The organism is Enterococcus sp. AZ035 (assembly GCF_050548325.1).
Taxonomy (GTDB): Bacteria; Bacillota; Bacilli; order Lactobacillales; family Enterococcaceae; genus Enterococcus; species Enterococcus faecalis.
On the sequence record NZ_CP172958.1, the window covers coordinates 936434 to 951732 of the forward strand.

A 15299-nucleotide genomic window follows, 5' to 3' on the forward strand; every position below is an offset into this window, starting at 1 on the left:
AATAACTCTGATACAGCAAATGGATCAGGGCAAAGGAGCGAAAAAACGTATGAAACAAGATATCCATCCAAATTACCAACCAGTAGTATTCATGGATTCAACAACAGGTTTCAAATTCCTTTCAGGTTCAACTAAAGGATCTTCAGAAACTGTTGAATGGGAAGATGGCAACACTTATCCATTATTACGTGTTGAGGTTACTTCAGACTCACACCCATTCTACACTGGTCGTCAAAAATTCACACAAGCCGACGGACGTGTGGACCGTTTCAACAAAAAATACGGTCTCAAAGACGAAAACGCAAATCCAGACGCATAGTCTTTCAAAACATTGTTATGACAAGGTTTATAGAGGTTTTCCACTGTGGTGGGAAACCTCTTTTTTTGTTGGATAGGCAGTTTTAAATTCAGAGAAATTATTTAAATATTATTTTATTTAACTGAAAGTATAGCTAGTCCGTATACCGTATAATTTAAATTATTTGGATAGTATACATATTGTAAAGTGCAATTGTCTTTTTAGAATCTTTAAGGTATAATTTGTTTTAATGAGTTTATATGTAAGCTTTTTCTTTTTAAAGACTTTGATCATATCTTTTTTATAAGAAAACTATTGTTTGTGAAAGGATATAAAAGTGCTAAAACAATTGTACTTAACAGTATTAAGATGGAGACCGTACAAGCATAAAAAAGTAAAAATTGTGTACATAATGAGTTTCCCAAGAAATGATGGACATTTAATTGAACAATTAGAACAACACTATCACGGAATGATAATAGTACTTTATACAAAAAATTGTCAATCATACGCAGCATCCTTAAATCAAAAAGGCATAAAGACGATACTTTTTGATAAGAAAACTTTGTTGATTACAACGGCGATTTCATACTTGAAGTCAGCGCCGTTAATTTTTGTAGATAATTATTTTCCAGAATTGGCAATTTTAAAAAAAAAGCAAGTAGTTATCCAATTATGGCATGCTAATGGGGCTTTAAAACAGTTTGGCTGGGGTGCTTATCACACGAAACATAGAAGTAGCAAGGATCAAATCAGGTTTCAAAAAGTTTACGATAAAATGAATTATTTTATCGTTAATTCACTAAAAATGGAAGCAATTTTTAGAAACAATTATCGTCTCGAGAATGCTCAATTTTGTCATTTTGGTTCGCCGCGTCTTGCTTATCTTGAAAAATTAGAGGTAGGAGAAACAAATCAGAATAATAAAGTTTTATATGCACCAACTTACCGAGAGGGAATGAATGAAATGATGCTTGTGATAAATCAAGCAATAAAGGCTTTTTCTGCTATGCCAAATTTTCATTTTTATATGAAATTACATCCATCCATCCAGTTAGATGCCATTGAACTACCGAGAAATGTTTCTATTTGGGAAAAGCATATTTTTGAAAGCTTTAGTGAAATAGGCTACTTGATTACTGATTATTCGAGTGTGGTCTTTGAATACATGCATGTTAAAGAGCAACCGAACATTTTATTTTTTTGTCCAGATTTAGAAAAATACGCATTAAATCCTGGAATTGAGCCTGATTTTTTTGAATATTTACCAGGACCGTTAGTTGAAAATGAAAAACAGTTGATTGTGGCATTGTCAAATTTTTCAATAAATAGTTATAAAGATAATATTACTAGAATTAACGAAGAATGGAATCAATATCAGTCAAAAGAGACCATTAATAAAATAGTAGAGTTGGTAGAGAGAATCTTGGGGGGATTTTGTGAAAAGTAAGGTACGCACTGAATATATTGGGGGATTACCAGTTGACGTATTAACACATCAAGAAATTATGGATGACTTAGAAAGTTATCTCAAAGCTAAAGAGAAAATGATTGTAACTAGCGTTAATCCGCAGATTTCATTGTTAGCATTTGAACATCCAGAAGTTAAGTTATATTTGAAAAGAGCAACTCATCGGATTGCAGATGGGATAGGTGTGGTCAAGGCATCGAAGCTAATGGGTGGGTCTATTCGTGAAAGAGTTACAGGAATTGATGTCATGGATAATTTTTTAGAGTATGCAAATCAACATAAGGAACGAATCTTCTTGTATGGTGCAAAGCAAGAAGTAGTTGAAGCAGCAGCTAAAAATATTCAACGACAATATCCAGGGATTGTTATTAGCGGTATTTTACATGGCTATACAAAGAAAAAACAGCAAGAAATTGTGGAACAAATTAACAAAGCTGAACCAAGGTTTGTCTTTGTAGCATTAGGTTCACCGAAACAAGAGATTTTTTTGGAACAAACAATTGATCACCTGACAGCTAATGTATTTTTAGACGTAGGCGGTACTTTTGACGTATTAGCTGGATCAGTAAAAAGAGCGCCAGAATTTTATATAAATCACAATTTGGAATGGTTATATCGTTGTTTGACAATGAAGAGATACGATCGGTTAATGCAAATTCCTAAATATATTTATTTGACTATTAAGTATCGGAACAACAAGTCTAGGGGGCAGTAAATGATTATTTTGTTTATTTGGGAAAATGACTTAGACACAACTTTTTATATCGTGAAAATAGAGAAAGATGAGAAGTTCATTTTACGAGTACCACCTATTCACAAACTAAGTAAATTTGTTCAAAATAATCAATGGAATAGTTTGATAGAAGAATTAAGAAAATTGTCTTCATATGAAGTAACTGAGTACATAATTATAAAAAAAGCAATGCTTTTTTCGTATCTTTTTGAAGACGATAAAGAAATTGTTATTTCAAATCAAAGTGAGCGGCATCTAATAGATCAAAATGGCAAAGAATGGTTTTTACCAAAAGGAAAAGTTGCTGTAAATCAAGAGGTGCTTTCAGAATATCTTCGTTTTAGTCATTCAGATGCTGAACGTTCATTTGAGCATCAGGAACACATTTTTCGTTTAACGAAAATTAAATTATTAAAAGATAAAAATCCGTTAAAATTGCAAAAGCAGTTAAAGCAATTAAAAAAAGCTACAACAACGTCTTTCTCTATAAAATCTCTGAGTAAGTTATTACTAATTTATACTGCTACAGAAAATAAAAAATTTGATCGAAAAACCATCAAAGTCAATCAAGAGTAGCCTTTTTTCTATTCATAAAAATTGATAATTAACGAAGAAATATCAAAGTACAAATGGAGGTTTTTATGAAAAAAATACTTACTTACGGCACATTTGACCTCCTACACTATGGTCATATTAATTTGTTGAAAAAAGCGAAACAACAAGGGGACTACCTGATTGTTGGACTTTCAACAGATGCTTTTAATTTAGAAAAAAAGAAACAAAGTTATTTTTCATATGAAAAACGTAAACAATTATTAGAGGCAATTCGTTATGTTGATTTAGTTATTCCTGAAACTAGTTGGAAACAAAAAGTTTCCGATATTGCTGAATTTAAAATTGATACTTTAGTCATGGGCGATGATTGGCAAGGGGCTTTTGATTTTCTAGAAGTTGAAACAACCGCAAAGGTTCTTTATTTGCCACGAACGCCAGAAGTATCAACCACACAGATAAAAAAAGAATTATATTATAGTGAATAATAAAAAGTCTCCTTGGTATTTTTCAAGGAGACTTTTTTCAAGATTATCCTTCCCAAAAGTCAAAGATTGATCAGCATTGTTTCGCTGATTTGTTAGACTAGTAGGTACATTCAGCTTTATAAAGGAGATCTTGAAGAAATGAGTAGAAAAAAAGTCGGTGTTTTCTGTCTATTTCTGTTTTTCACATTTTTTATTATTGTTCCAAAAGTAGAAGCTACAGAAGAAATGAAGACTAAATTTACAGTAACGCCTGTTTTACCAGAAAATCAAGTGTCAGGAACATCTAGTTATTATGATTTAATTCTGGCACCAAAGCAATCTTCCACTATTGTCTTAGACATAAAAAATAAGACAGACGAAAAATTGTCCATCGTATTGACTCTAGCAAATGCATCAACAAATGATAATGGTTTGATTGTGTACAATGATTTTGATAAACCACTTGATTCATCGTTAAAGGTTCCGCTGACAGACTTGGTTACTTTAGAAAATGAGGAAGTGAGTGTGCCGCCTCATCAAACAGTATCAGCAAAGATGAAGGTGAAGGGACTTGATCAGCCTATCAAAGGAGTTGTTTTGGGCGGGGTTTATGCGCATCTCAAAGATGAAAAAACAGAGGAAGAGAACCAAACAACGGGATTAACCAGTCGCTACGGGTTTAATGTTGCGATTGCCATGAGGAGTGCTGCGAATGTTCCTTTAACAGAGGTGAACCAACTGAAATTAGCGAAAGTAACACCTACAATTGCTTTAGGAGCCAAATCGCTAAAGGCGGTCATTCAAAATCCATATGCTGCTATTTTTCCAGAAGTTCGTTTAGAAGGTCAAGTGATAAAAAAAGGATCCTCTAAAAAAATTGCACAACGGACACTAAAAAATGTTCGCTTTGCCCCAAATAGTTCCATGAATTTTCATCTTGATTTGGGTAAACAACCGCTAGATGCTGGGACTTATATATTTACAGGACGTGCTATTTTACAACAAGATGAACAACAGTCTTGGCCTTTTCAACAAGAATTTACGATTAACACTCGTGAAGCAAAAAAATTGAATCAAGAAGCTACGGTCAAATGGGTCCTACCCACATGGTGGTTACCGACTTTCTACACGTTGTTAGTAATCACAATTGGGGCAATTTATAGTGTCATTTGGCGCAATAATTATCAAAAAACAAGCGAAAAGGAGAGTGAGAATAATGGCTAGTTGGTTTTGGTTGTCTGGCGGTTTAGCGGTCATTTGTTTTATGTTTTTCCTCTTTTCTTTGGTGACTAGTATGAGTTTTATTCAGCATGCAAAAGAGCCCAGAAGTATTCTAAAAGAAACGCTTTTAAGTTGGTTAATGCTTTTACTTAGTGGTGGCTGGATTGCAATCGGACTATTGTTATATTTTTCGCTAAAGAATCAATAAACAAAAACGAGCATTCATTGTTAGATAACCGTGAATGCTCGTTTTTTTGTTTTAGGAAAATGCTCTTTAGCAACTTGCCAGATTTCATTGGGCAACCTGACTGAAATTGTTAAATTGTTCTGTCGAAACGACAAAAAAGTGGTAAACTAAACGTGTATGTTAGTTATTTAATCAAAAGTAATGTATCCGCTTACTTATAAAATGGAAACGAAGGAGCATATTGCAATGACAGAAAAACTTTTAGGAAGTATCGAAGCCGGTGGCACAAAATTTGTATGTGGCGTTGGGACAGATGATTTGACCATCGTAGAACGTGTCAGTTTTCCCACAACAACCCCAGAAGAAACAATGAAAAAAGTAATAGAATTTTTCCAACAATATCCTTTAAAAGCGATTGGGATTGGTTCATTTGGTCCGATTGATATTCACGTTGATTCTCCTACGTATGGTTATATCACTTCTACACCAAAATTAGCTTGGCGTAACTTTGACTTGTTAGGAACTATGAAACAACATTTTGATGTGCCAATGGCTTGGACAACGGATGTGAATGCTGCGGCATATGGTGAGTATGTTGCTGGAAATGGGCAACATACATCTAGTTGTGTATATTATACAATTGGAACTGGTGTTGGCGCTGGAGCGATTCAAAACGGTGAGTTTATTGAAGGCTTTAGCCACCCAGAAATGGGGCATGCGTTAGTTCGTCGTCATCCTGAAGATACGTATGCAGGAAATTGTCCTTATCATGGAGATTGTTTAGAAGGGATTGCAGCAGGACCAGCAGTTGAAGGTCGTTCTGGTAAAAAAGGACATTTATTGGAAGAGGATCATAAAACTTGGGAATTAGAAGCTTATTATTTAGCGCAAGCGGCGTACAATACGACTTTATTATTAGCGCCAGAAGTGATCATTTTAGGTGGCGGCGTCATGAAACAACGTCATTTGATGCCGAAAGTTCGTGAAAAATTTGCTGAATTAGTCAATGGATATGTGGAAACACCGCCTTTAGAAAAATACTTGGTGACGCCTCTTTTAGAAGATAATCCAGGAACAATCGGTTGCTTTGCCTTGGCAAAAAAAGCTTTAATGGCTCAAAAATAACCATTTATTCGTAGTTCATGCATTATATTTGAAGGAAATGGCTAAGAATGATACTCTTATTATGTAATTAATTATTTAGGAGGGATTAGCATGGCAGATTTAAAAGGACGTTTTGACGATGCAAAAGATAAAGTAGAAGGTACTGCAAAAGAAGCGCAAGGCAAAGTTACGGATGATAAAGGCAAAGAACTTGAAGGAAAAGCTCAATCAACCTTTGCTGACGTAAAAGACAAAGCACGTGATGCCGGCGACGACCTTAAAGAAGGCGCTGAAAAATTAACTGATAAAGTTAAAGAAGGCTTTGAAGACTTAAAAGACAAATTTAGTAAAGATAAATAAAAATTAACAAAAGAGCGTGGGCTTACGTTGAAATAACGTAAGCCCACGCTCTTTTGTTTAGACATCAAATCCTTGTTTTTGCAAGAAAATTTTTACTTCTGGGCGACGATTATAAGAAAAATAGGACAAAGATTTCTGTGACCAATCCGCTGTTTGGGCGTTACTTGAGCGGCTGGCATAATAATCTTTTAATAATTCATCATATGTGTGCATATCTGTCAATTTGTCTGATTGGTAGTGATTTTCACTTAAAATATTTTCAAAAGGCATCCGTGGTTTTACACCATTTAACGTTTCTGGTACACCGATTGTTAATCCGAAAAGTGGTACAGTTAATTCAGGCAAAGATAAGCGTTTGGCTACTGTGTCTAAGTCATTTCGAATGCCGCCAATATAACAAATCCCTAAATCCATAGATTCAGCCGCAATGGCCATGTTTTGCGCAGCAATCGTTGTATCAACGGCAGCTACTAATAATGATTCTGGTGTCTTTAAGGGTTCCAATGATTGCCCCTCTTTTGACAAAATCGTTGCATGACGATACAAATCAGCAACAAAAACATAGAACACACCAGTGTTAACGACATAGTCTTCACAATTCGCTAAACGTCCCAATTCTCTGCGTAGCTCAGGATCTTTGATTTCTATAATTGTATAAGCTTGTAAAAAATTGGAGCTTGATCCTGCTTGAGCTGCAGTAATTAACTGTTGTTTCTGCTTGTCCGTTAACGCTTGCTTTTTAAAATGACGAACGGAACGGTGACTTAGTAATTGTTCGATTGTTTGATTCATAAAAAACCTCCGTTTAAATTAAGAAAGAGAACAGAAAAACCCACAGCTTAATAGTGGGTTTCTCTGTCGTTAATTGCTAAAGATTACAGAATACGTTCAAATGGATCTAAACTAATTCCTTGGTCTAAGACGATTTTTGCGTATTCTTTCGCTGCAAATAAAGAATGATCTTTGTAGTTTCCGCACTCTTTTGCAGAGACTGCTGGAACAACTTCTGTATTGATTACTTTGTTTAAAACGTTGACTAATGCATCACGGATTTCTTGTGGTGAATGTTGATCCCACATAATCATATAAAAACCAGTGCGGCAACCCATTGGCGAAATGTCAATGATTCCTTTTAATTCATCACGCATGTTAACTGCTAATAAATGTTCCAACGTGTGTAATGCGCCTGTTGGTAGGGCATCTTTGTTTGGTTGTAAGAAACGTAAGTCATATTTTTCGACTAACGCATCACCATTTTGTTCTGTGCCAGCAAGGCGAACATATGGTGCTTTTACTGTGTTGTGATCTAATTCAAAACTTTCTACGCGTGCCATGAAATTTCGCTCCCTTTATAATTAAATTCGTTTTAACTATAACAAATTTAAGTCAAAAGTCAATGGATAGTCCTTTGATGGGTAATAGTTTTAAAATATCATGGGAAAATAAAAAAATCATTTTTTTGACTATGTAGGTTTTTTCAATACTATGGTAAAATAGGACAAGTAGCTTTTACAAGAAGGTAAGAGGGGAGTATGAAAATATGGGAAAAGAATATCATGTTGCCGTGGTAGGAGCAACAGGTGCTGTCGGGACAAGAATGATTGAATTGTTAGCAGAAACAAGTTTGCCAATTGCCAGTGTGAGGTTATTGGCGTCTAAGCGTTCTGCTGGACAAGAGATTCAGTTTAAAGGGCAACCTCTTATCGTGGAAGAATTAGTCCCGGAATCATTTGAAGGAATCGATTTAGCATTATTTAGTGCTGGTGGGAGTATTTCCGAAAAGTTTGCACCAGAAGCAGTTAAGCGCGGAGCTGTCGTTGTTGACAACACTAGCCATTTTAGAATGGCAAAAGATGTTCCTTTAGTTGTTCCGGAAGTGAACCCGGAAGCCTTGAAAAATCATCAGGGAATCATCGCAAATCCCAATTGTTCTACGATTCAAATGATGGTGGCCTTAGAACCAATTCGGCAAGCGTTTGGCTTAGAACGAATCATCGTTTCAACGTATCAAGCTGTGAGTGGCGCAGGTATCCGTGCAATTAATGAGCTAAAAGAACAAGCCGAAGATTTTTTAGAGGGAAAACCTGTCAGCGAATGGTCAGCTGAAATTTTACCAGCTGGCAGTGACGAAAAACATTATCCAATTGCTTTTAATGCGTTGCCTCAAATTGATGTTTTTTCAGAAGCAGGGTATACCTACGAAGAATGGAAAATGATGAATGAAACAAAAAAAATCATGGGAGACAACAAGCTAAAAGTCGTTGCCACCTGTGTCCGTATTCCGGTAATTTCAGGACATTCTGAATCTGTTTATATAGAAGTGAAACAAGCAGATGCATCGGTCTCAGCCATCCAAGAATTAATGGCGCAAGCTCCAGGTGTAATTTTGCAAGATGAGCCAAGTGAACAACTATATCCACAAGCGCTAAATAGCGTCAACCAGAAAGAAACATTTGTCGGCCGTATTCGTCAAGACGTTGACGTGAAGAACGGTTTCCATTTATGGATTGTGTCAGACAACCTATTAAAAGGAGCTGCTTGGAACTCGGTCCAAATTGCTGAAACGCTACACGAAATGAATTTGCTTCGTGTACCTGAAAACGACTAGAAGGTTTGTATTGTATACTCGGGAGGGAATAGGATGGATTTAACGAATGCAACAATTATTACGGCAATGGTTACGCCGTTTCAAGAATCGGGAGAAATAGATTTTGATAAACTACCGCAATTGGTAGACTATTTATTGGCCAATCATACAGAAGGCGTTATTTTAGCAGGAACAACTGGTGAATCACCCACGTTAACTCATGAAGAAGAATTACAATTATTCCAGCGAATTATTGAACTGATCGATGGACGTATTCCGATTATTTGTGGTGTAGGTACGAATGATACACGTGACTCAGTCGCTTTTGTGAAAGAGTTAGCGACAATCGCTGGTATCGATGCTGTTTTGGCGGTTGTTCCTTATTATAATAAACCAAATCAAGAAGGTATGTATCAACATTTTAAAACCATCGCAGAAGCAAGTGAACTGCCAATTATTTTGTACAATGTTCCTGGTAGAACGGCTGCATGTCTAGAAGTGGAAACTACTTTGCGCTTAGCACAATTGGAAAAAATTGTGGCAATTAAAGAATGTGCAGGGTTAGATGCAATTACTGAGTTGATTGAAAGAGCGCCAAAAGACTTTCTAGTGTATACTGGAGAAGACGGGTTGGCTTTTGCCACCAAGGCACTTGGCGGACAAGGGGTTATTTCGGTAGCCAGTCATGTCTTCGGTTCGTCAATGTATGAGATGTATCAAGCGCTGGAGCAGGGAAACTTGCCGGAAGCGGCTAAAATTCAACGACAGTTATTACCAAAAATGAACGCATTGTTTTCAGTGCCTTCGCCGGCACCCGTGAAAGCGGCCTTAAATCATTTAGGTATTCCTGTTGGAAATTTACGTTTACCTCTAGTTGCTTGTACACCAGAAGAAGAGCAAAGAATTATTCGCACGTTAGAGATTTAAAGAACGTGTAATCATAGAGAGGTGAAAAGAGTGAGTACAATAAAAATCGTTCCATTAGGCGGCGTTCGTGAAAATGGAAAAAATATGTACGTTGCTGAAGTGGAAGATGAAATTTTTGTACTGGATTGTGGATTACAATATCCAGAGAACGAACTTTTAGGAATTGACGTCGTCATTCCGGATTTTACGTATTTAGAAGAAAATAGTGAACGAATTGCAGGGGTCTTTTTAACACATGGCCATGCTGATGCAATTGGGGCCTTACCGTATTTGCTTTCAAAAATTCAAGTGCCTGTTTTTGGGACAGAATTAACGATTGAACTAGCAAAACTAAGTGTCAACAGTCATGCGGAAACGAAGAAATTTAAAGATTTCCATGTGATTGACCCGCATACAGAAATTGATTTTGGTCAAGCAACGGTGAGCTTCTTTAAAACAACGCACACCATTCCAGATTCGATTGGCGTTAGCATCAAAACAAAAGAAGGCAACATTGTTTATACTGGTGATTTTAAATTTGATCAAAGTGCGATTGAGATGTATCAAACCGATTATGGCCGCTTGGCTGAAATTGGGAAAGAAGGCGTCTTGGCGCTACTTAGTGATTCATCAAATGCTGAAAACCCAGCCCAAGTTGCATCGGAAGCCCAAATCGCTGATGAAGTGTTCGACACGATTCGCTATTGGGAAGGACGAATCATCGTGGCATGTGTGGCAAGTAATTTGCAACGGGTCCAACAAGTATTGAATGCAGCGGATCGTTCTGGTCGTAAAGTCGTTTTGACAGGCCAAGATTTTGAACGGATTATTCGGACGGCGATGAAATTGGAAAAATTACAATTGCCAAGTGAAGATCTATTAGTGAAACCAAAAGAAATGAAAAAATATGCACCCGAACAGTTATTAATTTTAGAAACAGGCCGGATGGGAGAACCTATTAAGTCACTTCAAAAAATGGCTAATAATACACATGGTGTCGTTCGAATTGAAGAAGGCGATTTAGTTTATATTACGACAACGCCGACAACGGCCATGGAAACAACGGTTGCCAAAACAGAGGATATTGTCTATCGGGCCGGTGCTACGGTGAAGCAAATTTCCGACAATTTACGTGTGTCTGGTCACGCTAATCCGAATGACTTGCAATTGATGCTGAACTTAATGAAACCAAAATATTTCATTCCTGTCCAAGGTGAATACCGCCAGTTAGCTGCGCATGCGGACTTAGCACACGAAATTGGCATGCCTTATAAAGATATCTTTATTACAGGTCGTGGGGACATTCTAGAGTATACAAAAGGTAGAATGTCGGTAGCTGGCAGCACAACGGCCGAAAATATTATGATTGACGGGATTGGTGTCGGCGATATTGGTAATATCGTTTTACGGGATCGTCGTATTCTTTCCGAAGATGGTATTTTTGTGGCTGTTGTGACAATTAATCGTCGAGAAAAACGAATTGTTTCACCAGCTAAAATTACTTCTAGAGGTTTTGTTTACGTTAAAACAAGTAAAGACCTAATGAAAGAAAGTAGCAATATTGTTACAGAAATTGTTGAAAAGCATTTAGAAAGTGACGATTTCGAATGGAGCAAACTGAAACAAGAAATCCGCGAAAACTTAAGCCGTTATTTATTTGAACAAACCAAACGTCGTCCTGTGATCTTACCAGTTATCATGGAAGCGACGCAACGCAAGCGTCCCAAAAATAACGCATAGTTCGTCCTGATAAAAGCAGGTGATTTTAGGAGAAATTCTTCTAAAGTCATCTGTTCTTTTTTGTAACTTTCTTCTATAAATATGGTACTATTAATCAGAGCGCTGAATAAAGGAGGCGATTTTAGTGGAAGAGATTGTGTTGTTCCATACCAATGATCTTCATTCTCACTTTGAAAATTGGCCCAAAATACGGCGTCTGGTTAAAGCCAAACGTTCGCTGTACCAAAAAGAGGGCAAAACAGTCGTAACCATTGATTTAGGTGACTTTTCAGATCGGTGTCATCCTTTGACCGAAGCAACAGATGGTCGAGCAAATGTAGCTATAATGAATACATTAGCGTATGACCTGGTTACAATTGGAAATAATGAAGGAATCGGCAATTCAAAGAAACAATTAGAGCATTTATATGATCAGGCAACATTTGAAGTGGTCTTAGCTAATTTAGAAGAACCAAAAACCCAAACGTTACCAGATTTTTGTCAAGCATATAAAATTATGACAACTAAAGAAGGCACAAAGTTAGGGTTTATTGGCTTAACCGCACCATTTCCTTTAACGTATAATCCCAATGGCTGGACAATCAAACAAGTGGAAGCAGTCCTTCCTCAACTGATTACAGAAGTTGCGCCTCAATGTGATGTTCTCATTTTGCTTAGTCACTTGGGGATAGATACTGATTTTATGATTGCGGCGAATTATCCTGAAATTCAAGTGATTTTAGGTTCCCATACACATCATTTATTTAAAGATGGTGAAAAAATTAATCATGTGCAACTAGCAGCTGCTGGCAAATATGGACAGTATATTGGTGAAGTGCATCTGTTTGTGGATGCCGACACGAAGCAAGTCACAAGTTATGCGAAAACCATTGAAACAGCAAGTTTAGAAGAGCAAGCAACGGATGCCAAGGAAATTGCGGGTTACTTAACGGAAGGTCATCGACTATTGCAAGCGCAGCAAATTGCACAAATCCCTGAAACCTTGTCAACGGACTTACGGCAACCGCATGCCTTTATAACTGTTGCCTTGAAGGCGTTAAAAGAAGCGGGGCAGACCGAAGCGGCTGTGTTGAACAACGGGTTATTTTTAGCAGATTTACCAGAAGGAATAATCAATGCAGACCAATTACATGAGGCCTTGCCTCATCCAATGCATTTAATCAAGGTTACCTTGAAAGGGTCAGACATGAGCCGTTTGATTCGTGAAATGGAAAAAAGTCGTCAATTTCTGCGGAAATTTCCGATTCGCGGGATGGGCTTCCGCGGGAAAATTTTTGGCGAATTATGTTATGATGGGATTCGTTTTGAGCGAAATAGCCAGACCGTTTTTTGGCAAGGGAAACCTATTCAGCCAGAGCAGAAGTATACGCTGACAACAGTGGATCACTTTCAATTTGTTCCGTTTTTCCCAACGATTGAGTTAGTTGGAGAAGTCGAATTTTTATTTCCAGACGTTTTAAGAACTGTCGTGGCGAACTATCTGCATGCCCACTATCCAATCAAATAAAAACAAGGTATAATAAAAACTAGGTGGTGAAAAAATGACAGACAAAAAGACAACCGAAAAAAAAGAAACAGAAACTGCTGCAACCTTTACAGAAGAACTAACAGCAGTTCTTGAAGAAATAAAAGAAGAACCTGTAAAAGAAAAGAAAAAAGGGGAAATTGTCACCATTGTGAATGAAACAGATATTCAAATTGGTGAAAGAGAGTACCGAATTGTTAAAAATCATCGTGATGCCTTTGATCCTGAACGCTTAGGTGAACGGTTTAGTGAAGTATTAGCTCGTTATGATTATATCGTAGGAGACTGGGGCTATGAACAGTTACGCTTGCGTGGCTTTTTTGATACTTCTAATCGTCGGGCAGCGCCGGATCAACGCATTGATACACTAGAAGACTATTTGTATGAATATTGTAATTTTGGCTGTGCCTATTTTGTAATTGAACGAACAGGGGAACGTAAAGAAAAAACAACGCATCGTCGTCGTCGCCATAAAAAAAATAATCGTTCTAACGCGTTTGTCGAGGAAAAGAGTGCGCCCGCTAATAAAAATAGCAAGCCAGTGATTCGTACGAGAAAAGAAGAAAATAAAAAAACGACTACACCCAAACAGCCTAGTCCCAAAAAATCTGGCAAAGGCTTTACGATTCGTCAACGTGAGGAGTAAACAGAGTGAAAAAAGACTATCAAGGATATTTAATTGATTTAGATGGAACGATTTATTTAGGAAAAGAACCAATTCCAGCCGGAAAACGTTTTGTCGAGCGGTTACAGGAAAAAGATTTGCCTTTTTTATTTGTAACGAATAATACCACTAAATCTCCTGAAACAGTGGCACAACGTTTAGCAAATGAATTTGATATTCATGTCCCAGCATCCCTTGTTTATACAGCGACTTTAGCGACGATTGATTACATGAAAGAAGCCAATCGGGGCAAGAAAGTCTTTGTCATCGGCGAGGCTGGTTTAATTGACTTAATTTTAGAAGCAGGTTTTGAATGGGATGAAACAAATCCTGATTATGTTGTCGTGGGACTTGATACAGAATTATCTTACGAAAAAGTGGTTTTAGCTACCTTAGCCATTCAAAAAGGGGCGTTGTTTATTGGGACCAATCCAGATAAGAACATTCCGACAGAAAGAGGCTTATTACCTGGTGCAGGTTCAGTTGTGACGTTTGTGGAGACAGCTACTCAAACAAAACCAGTTTATATTGGCAAACCAAAAGCGATTATCATGGAACGAGCCATTGCGCATTTAGGCGTGGAAAAAGAGCAAGTGATTATGGTTGGAGATAATTATGAAACCGATATTCAATCAGGGATTCAAAATGGTATTGATAGCTTGTTAGTTACATCAGGTTTTACCCCTAAGTCAGCTGTTCCAACTTTGCCAACGCCACCAACCTATGTTGTTGATTCCTTAGATGAATGGACTTTTTGAGTATGATGAGGTCGAAATTGCGTTTAAGGGAAACACTTGGACTCATTTGTTTGTTTTTAACGATTGTGGCTTTAAGTATCGCGATCACGATTAATTTTCGTCCATTGTATCTTTTTGATATCCAACACTTAAATATTTTAAAAGACGTAGAGGTTGATCGTGTGACCTTGATTAAAAATTACGATCATTTAATGATGTACTTAAACAATCCTTTTGAAAAAACATTAGTATTTCCTGACTTTCCAATGTCTGATAGCGCGGCTTTTCATTTTTATGAAGTGAAAAAATTATTTTTATTGTGCTATGGCGTATTACTAGTTACGTTGTTGCCTAGTGTCCTTTATTTAAAATATTTGGTGAAAAATCAGCGTTTATGGACATTGATACGGCCATTTCAGTGGGGAATGTTTTTGCCTGTGCTTTTTGGCTTTTTCATGCTGATTGGCTTTGATCAATTTTTTATTGCGTTTCATGGATTATTTTTTAACAACGATGCTTGGTTATTTAATCCGCTGACTGATCCGATTATCAATGCCTTACCTGAAGCCTACTTTATGCATTGTTTTATCTTGTTTTTTATTTTATTAGAAGGCCTGTTTTTGATAGGTATTTTAATCGGAAAACGTTCTTTAAAAAAATAAAGAGAGAAAAGTGAACAATTCCAAAATTGCTCGCTTTTCTTTTTTATTCAATCTAGTTTTAAAAACTAGATTGAATAATTGTCAA

18 protein-coding genes are annotated in these 15299 nt (G+C 36.9%); 16 read left to right on the forward strand and 2 right to left on the reverse strand.

Annotated elements, in window-relative coordinates; genetic code table 11:
- The first annotated feature begins 49 nt into the window (after positions 1-49).
- The 9 genes from IGL32_RS04565 to IGL32_RS04605 all read left to right on the forward strand — a co-directional run bounded on the left by IGL32_RS04565 (position 50) and on the right by IGL32_RS04605 (position 6393).
- The gene (locus tag IGL32_RS04565) at positions 50-319 is read left to right on the forward strand and encodes a type B 50S ribosomal protein L31 (RefSeq protein WP_002357967.1); all 270 of its coding nucleotides are present in this window, start codon (positions 50-52) and stop codon (positions 317-319) included.
- Between the two features lie 316 nt (positions 320-635).
- Positions 636-1748 (forward strand): teichoic acid biosynthesis protein TagB, encoded by a 1113-nt coding sequence (gene tagB, locus IGL32_RS04570; protein WP_002363731.1) that lies wholly within the window; start codon positions 636-638, stop codon positions 1746-1748.
- Entirely contained in the window at positions 1738-2484 is a 747-nt protein-coding gene (locus tag IGL32_RS04575) for a WecB/TagA/CpsF family glycosyltransferase (RefSeq protein ID WP_002360559.1), read from the forward strand. The genes tagB and IGL32_RS04575 overlap by 11 nt, the downstream gene beginning before the upstream one ends.
- Positions 2485-3078 (forward strand): hypothetical protein, encoded by a 594-nt coding sequence (locus IGL32_RS04580; protein ID WP_002363732.1) that lies wholly within the window; start codon positions 2485-2487, stop codon positions 3076-3078. It begins immediately after the preceding gene.
- Between the two features lie 53 nt (positions 3079-3131).
- Positions 3132-3542 carry a glycerol-3-phosphate cytidylyltransferase gene (gene tagD, locus IGL32_RS04585; RefSeq protein WP_002384695.1) on the forward strand — a complete coding sequence of 137 codons (411 nt, stop codon included), beginning with the start codon at positions 3132-3134 and terminating at the stop codon, positions 3540-3542.
- Positions 3543-3680: 138 nt separating this feature from the next.
- Positions 3681-4745 (forward strand): DUF916 and DUF3324 domain-containing protein, encoded by a 1065-nt coding sequence (locus tag IGL32_RS04590; RefSeq protein ID WP_002363734.1) that lies wholly within the window; start codon positions 3681-3683, stop codon positions 4743-4745.
- Positions 4738-4950, forward strand: a complete 213-nt coding sequence (locus IGL32_RS04595) for a hypothetical protein (RefSeq protein ID WP_002379337.1) — start codon at positions 4738-4740, stop codon at positions 4948-4950. The genes IGL32_RS04590 and IGL32_RS04595 overlap by 8 nt, the downstream gene beginning before the upstream one ends.
- Before the next feature lie 225 nt (positions 4951-5175).
- Positions 5176-6054 carry a fructokinase ScrK gene (scrK, locus tag IGL32_RS04600; protein ID WP_002361643.1) on the forward strand — a complete coding sequence of 293 codons (879 nt, stop codon included), beginning with the start codon at positions 5176-5178 and terminating at the stop codon, positions 6052-6054.
- A 90-nt stretch (positions 6055-6144) separates the two neighbouring features.
- Positions 6145-6393 (forward strand): YtxH domain-containing protein, encoded by a 249-nt coding sequence (locus IGL32_RS04605; RefSeq protein ID WP_002357962.1) that lies wholly within the window; start codon positions 6145-6147, stop codon positions 6391-6393.
- Between the two features lie 57 nt (positions 6394-6450).
- Here the strand turns inward: IGL32_RS04605 and nfsA are convergent, their stop codons facing one another.
- Complete coding sequence (nfsA, locus tag IGL32_RS04610) at positions 6451-7185, reverse strand: oxygen-insensitive NADPH nitroreductase (RefSeq protein ID WP_002360554.1); 735 nt, start codon at positions 7183-7185, stop codon at positions 6451-6453.
- Positions 7186-7268: 83 nt separating this feature from the next.
- Positions 7269-7727 carry an S-ribosylhomocysteine lyase gene (locus IGL32_RS04615; protein ID WP_002357960.1) on the reverse strand — a complete coding sequence of 153 codons (459 nt, stop codon included), beginning with the start codon at positions 7725-7727 and terminating at the stop codon, positions 7269-7271.
- A 206-nt stretch (positions 7728-7933) separates the two neighbouring features.
- On the opposite strand from IGL32_RS04615, the gene IGL32_RS04620 reads away from it, so the two are divergent.
- The 7 genes from IGL32_RS04620 to IGL32_RS04650 all read left to right on the forward strand — a co-directional run bounded on the left by IGL32_RS04620 (position 7934) and on the right by IGL32_RS04650 (position 15214).
- The gene (locus IGL32_RS04620) at positions 7934-9001 is read left to right on the forward strand and encodes an aspartate-semialdehyde dehydrogenase (protein WP_002381968.1); all 1068 of its coding nucleotides are present in this window, start codon (positions 7934-7936) and stop codon (positions 8999-9001) included.
- A 33-nt stretch (positions 9002-9034) separates the two neighbouring features.
- Positions 9035-9907: a 4-hydroxy-tetrahydrodipicolinate synthase gene (gene dapA, locus IGL32_RS04625; protein WP_002361644.1), complete on the forward strand. Its 873-nt coding sequence runs from the start codon at positions 9035-9037 to the stop codon at positions 9905-9907.
- A gap of 30 nt (positions 9908-9937) precedes the next feature.
- The gene (locus IGL32_RS04630) at positions 9938-11626 is read left to right on the forward strand and encodes a ribonuclease J (RefSeq protein WP_002357956.1); all 1689 of its coding nucleotides are present in this window, start codon (positions 9938-9940) and stop codon (positions 11624-11626) included.
- Positions 11627-11750: 124 nt separating this feature from the next.
- Positions 11751-13133, forward strand: a complete 1383-nt coding sequence (locus tag IGL32_RS04635; protein ID WP_002365512.1) for a bifunctional metallophosphatase/5'-nucleotidase — start codon at positions 11751-11753, stop codon at positions 13131-13133.
- Between the two features lie 34 nt (positions 13134-13167).
- Positions 13168-13797: a YutD family protein gene (locus IGL32_RS04640; protein ID WP_002357954.1), complete on the forward strand. Its 630-nt coding sequence runs from the start codon at positions 13168-13170 to the stop codon at positions 13795-13797.
- A gap of 5 nt (positions 13798-13802) precedes the next feature.
- Positions 13803-14573 (forward strand): TIGR01457 family HAD-type hydrolase, encoded by a 771-nt coding sequence (locus IGL32_RS04645; RefSeq protein ID WP_002380180.1) that lies wholly within the window; start codon positions 13803-13805, stop codon positions 14571-14573.
- Positions 14561-15214, forward strand: coding sequence for a TIGR01906 family membrane protein (locus tag IGL32_RS04650; protein WP_002386635.1), 654 nt, complete (start codon positions 14561-14563; stop codon positions 15212-15214). The genes IGL32_RS04645 and IGL32_RS04650 overlap by 13 nt, the downstream gene beginning before the upstream one ends.
- Positions 15215-15299: the final 85 nt, after the last annotated feature.

Bases quoted from the DNA above. Each gene is read 5' to 3' on its own strand.
- IGL32_RS04565 (WP_002357967.1), top strand. From the start codon at position 50: ATGAAACAAGATATCCATCCAAATTACCAACCAGTAGTATTCATGGAT.
- IGL32_RS04580 (WP_002363732.1), top strand. From the start codon at position 2,485: ATGATTATTTTGTTTATTTGGGAAAATGACTTAGACACAACTTTTTAT.
- tagD (WP_002384695.1), top strand. From the start codon at position 3,132: ATGGAGGTTTTTATGAAAAAAATACTTACTTACGGCACATTTGACCTC.
- IGL32_RS04590 (WP_002363734.1), top strand. From the start codon at position 3,681: ATGAGTAGAAAAAAAGTCGGTGTTTTCTGTCTATTTCTGTTTTTCACA.
- IGL32_RS04595 (WP_002379337.1), top strand. From the start codon at position 4,738: ATGGCTAGTTGGTTTTGGTTGTCTGGCGGTTTAGCGGTCATTTGTTTT.
- scrK (WP_002361643.1), top strand. From the start codon at position 5,176: ATGACAGAAAAACTTTTAGGAAGTATCGAAGCCGGTGGCACAAAATTT.
- IGL32_RS04605 (WP_002357962.1), top strand. From the start codon at position 6,145: ATGGCAGATTTAAAAGGACGTTTTGACGATGCAAAAGATAAAGTAGAA.
- nfsA (WP_002360554.1), bottom strand. From the start codon at position 7,185: ATGAATCAAACAATCGAACAATTACTAAGTCACCGTTCCGTTCGTCAT.
- IGL32_RS04615 (WP_002357960.1), bottom strand. From the start codon at position 7,727: ATGGCACGCGTAGAAAGTTTTGAATTAGATCACAACACAGTAAAAGCA.
- IGL32_RS04620 (WP_002381968.1), top strand. From the start codon at position 7,934: ATGGGAAAAGAATATCATGTTGCCGTGGTAGGAGCAACAGGTGCTGTC.
- dapA (WP_002361644.1), top strand. From the start codon at position 9,035: ATGGATTTAACGAATGCAACAATTATTACGGCAATGGTTACGCCGTTT.
- IGL32_RS04640 (WP_002357954.1), top strand. From the start codon at position 13,168: ATGACAGACAAAAAGACAACCGAAAAAAAAGAAACAGAAACTGCTGCA.
- IGL32_RS04650 (WP_002386635.1), top strand. From the start codon at position 14,561: ATGGACTTTTTGAGTATGATGAGGTCGAAATTGCGTTTAAGGGAAACA.